Annotated in this window: 3 protein-coding genes; all 3 read right to left on the bottom strand. The window is 48.3% G+C overall.

Annotated elements, in window-relative coordinates:
• Positions 1-442: 442 nt before the first annotated feature.
• Entirely contained in the window at positions 443-1012 is a 570-nt protein-coding gene (locus ACYVIA_RS22205; protein ID WP_460844473.1) for a hypothetical protein, read from the bottom strand.
• 96 nt (positions 1013-1108) lie between these two features.
• Entirely contained in the window at positions 1109-2461 is a 1353-nt protein-coding gene (locus ACYVIA_RS22200) for a TniQ family protein (RefSeq protein ID WP_460844471.1), read from the bottom strand.
• Positions 2454-2877, bottom strand: a 424-nt coding sequence (locus ACYVIA_RS22195) for a hypothetical protein (protein ID WP_460844469.1), incomplete at its 5' end; no start/stop codon positions are given. The genes ACYVIA_RS22195 and ACYVIA_RS22200, both read right to left, overlap by 8 nt.

The following is a 2877-nucleotide window of genomic DNA, read 5'->3' as shown; positions in this document are numbered from 1 at the left end:
CGTTGGCTATGGACCTATAATCACGAACGCCCCAACATGGCCCTCGGCGGTATCACGCCGAAACAGAAACTGGCCTTGGCCGCATAGCCTCTACTCTCAGGCCGCTTCAAAAACGGGGGGATTACCGCCCGTGCTGGAGTATCTCTTATCACCCGTACAGACAGCTTGGCATGAAGCCGCAAGAGAGCGATGAGCCTTTTGTTGCAAGAATAAATGCGATCTGATCTGCCATGATGTTGGTAATACTTGGGTTAATTATTTTGCCCAACTCACGGAGAAACAAAGAGACGCGACGTTGACCGTCCGCTTCAGAGAAGCGCGACCGGCAGGTTTGGGTCGATTGTCACCGTTCAATTGAACGGTGACAATGGCTGCTTAACGCCACGCTGCTGCCAACTGACAACGTAGATAAGTATGTCGTCTCTTGATTCAGTCGCCGTATTTAGTCCTCCAGTAATGCTTTTGCCGCATCCATTACGGCCGCCACTTTTCCTCGTGCTATCGCTTGAACTGGATTCTTACCACTAAGCGAGATTCGCGGAGTTGTGAAGAATTCCCATTTCATACCGGCAGGAATATCCCCAAGCACGGCACATACTTTTTTGAGCATTGTGCGGCTGGATTTCCTATTAGCGGCAAAGAATGCTGGATAGTAGTACTCACCTGACCGGCCCTTTATGGCGAATATTTGCTTTGCCTTCACTGCAGCACCAAGCGCATCAGGGCTTAGACGAAGACGATTACAAATCTCCTTTTCAGGCAGCAGCCATTCCGTCGAAATGTCCAGTTCAATTTGTACTGCAGCTTGCAGCCGTAGATGCGCCATAAACTCGGCGCTTGTTACCGCAGATCCAAGGAGATCATTTGCCGCTGAAGTATCAAGCACAATCCCCTCAATCTCAAACGCCCTAGGAGTCAACCGCGTAAAATCTGACCGATCTTCGACATTCAATGGTACTTGTGGGCCAATGCGGCTAATGTAAATGCGCCTTTTCTTTGCTCTGACCTTCATGCGACGGGACTCCTGATAGATACAAGTTCGGTTTTATCCTTGTCCCAAACTCAATGCAACCTACCCACATTAGACGTTCACGGAGACTGCCTTACTTCAATTTCGACAGACGAAAAGTTGCGCCTCCCTTACCGCTTCCCGAATTTCCGGACGAGAAAGGTAAATTCCATGTTCCTGCAGTCGCAGATCAATTACACGGCGAGTAACCTTCACACGGTTCCTATGCAGAGCCAACACAACTTCCTTCGCTTTTGCTACATTCTCTTCTCGCTTCTTTATTGCCTCTGCCCGTCTATATTGCCTGTAAAACTCCGAAATCAATTCACATTCGTCGTTAAACCAATATTTAACGTACGTATAGGGCACATCTAATTCATCAGCGATCTGCCTCATTGGCCTATTCGATTTACCAGACGCTATGATTTTTTGCAGTGTCGTTCTAATCTCGACAAGTTTCGCCGCCGAAGCCTTGTACCGCTTGCAAACACTTGCTGTTTCAAAAGGACGATCGTCATGCTCCAAATTTCTTTCGACCCCATTCCGGACGAACGATAACAACGTAGTATCCAGCCGATAGCACATTTGCATTAACAGTGGTAATGATGGCCGAGCCTGATTCTTAAACCACTTTACAACAGACTTTTCTCGAAACCCTATCGACCTTTCGAACTCGAGTATTGATCCAGAAAAGTGATCATCCGCCATTTTTCGTAGCTGCCCCTGAAACTCCGAAAGAGTCGCAATCAATCCTACACTTGGGGCATGCTCTATCATTTCCCTAATCACCTCAACTTGAAACTGCAACAGCTCCGATCTATCTCCTGCATTCGTAGCAACATAATCAGGCGTGCCACAGAGGCTTCGACTACAAAAGGAACAGTGATCGAGATATGTGTGCTTGTGTATGAACGGCTGACGCTTGCCGCAGTGGCTGCAGGTATTTGCGAGTAACGTTCCATGCTTTGGGCATATCTCGACCGCCCCTGCCATCCATATCAGTGGAAAATATGGTTCAACTCCCTCTTTGCGCCATTCATTAAAGCAGTCGCAGCACCAATGGGGGTGAGTATGTAAAAGCCCCGTTGCGTTTGGAGCGAAGATGTCTACCCACGGAAGAAAGGTACACTTCTGCAGTCCGGATTGCAAAGTAAGCTGCTCTAATCGGGACACAAATGCTCCTGCATACTTTCCGACACCGTTCATTGTTTTCAGGTGTTCGTAGACAAAACTTCCGGACGACTTTGAGTGCTGTATACCAGAACGAGGCAACACCTCCTTATTTAAAAGGACGAGCGGTGCACAGGTGTGAGCGCGTGCTAGTCGAATAAAATAACTGGAAAGTGCCTCTTGCCAGATCGTTCCATGTCCGATGGGTTTTAAGGACACTAACCGGCTTCTAGCTGGCAAGTCTTCGAATTCGTACTGCCAAGTATCTGCCACCTTAAACATGCGCAGCTTCTCCAACGACATCGCGTGATGGATTGCGCTGCCCTGGGCGCATGTTTCGCTTCTTCCCATTCTTAGCTAAGTCGCCATTACCGATGTCATCCTCATCTGCAGATAATGTAGGTGTCGCCCTAAAGCCCATTTCTTTCGCCAAATCATCATCCGGAATGTCTTCCAGAAGTGCTTCACCGACTTTCGCTTCTTGCAACAATTTCTTCAGGTTTTTATTGGGCCTTGAAGTTTTCTCCAAGAGGGAACGAGTGATTCTTGGCTCTCCTTTTTTAAGCGCTTCTGACCTGACCCGAGATTTTCGGGCCACGGCAAATTTGAGAAGATAGCTCCCAAACGAAAGGGAGCAATGAAGAAGAGCCGATACAGTGACGAGCAAATCGTCCGGATTTTGCGGGAAGCCGACAAGG

The sequence above is a fragment of the Noviherbaspirillum agri genome (assembly GCF_054780595.1).
Note: the sequence above shows the minus strand (reverse complement) of the source record. Positions and strands in the feature narration are given on the sequence as shown.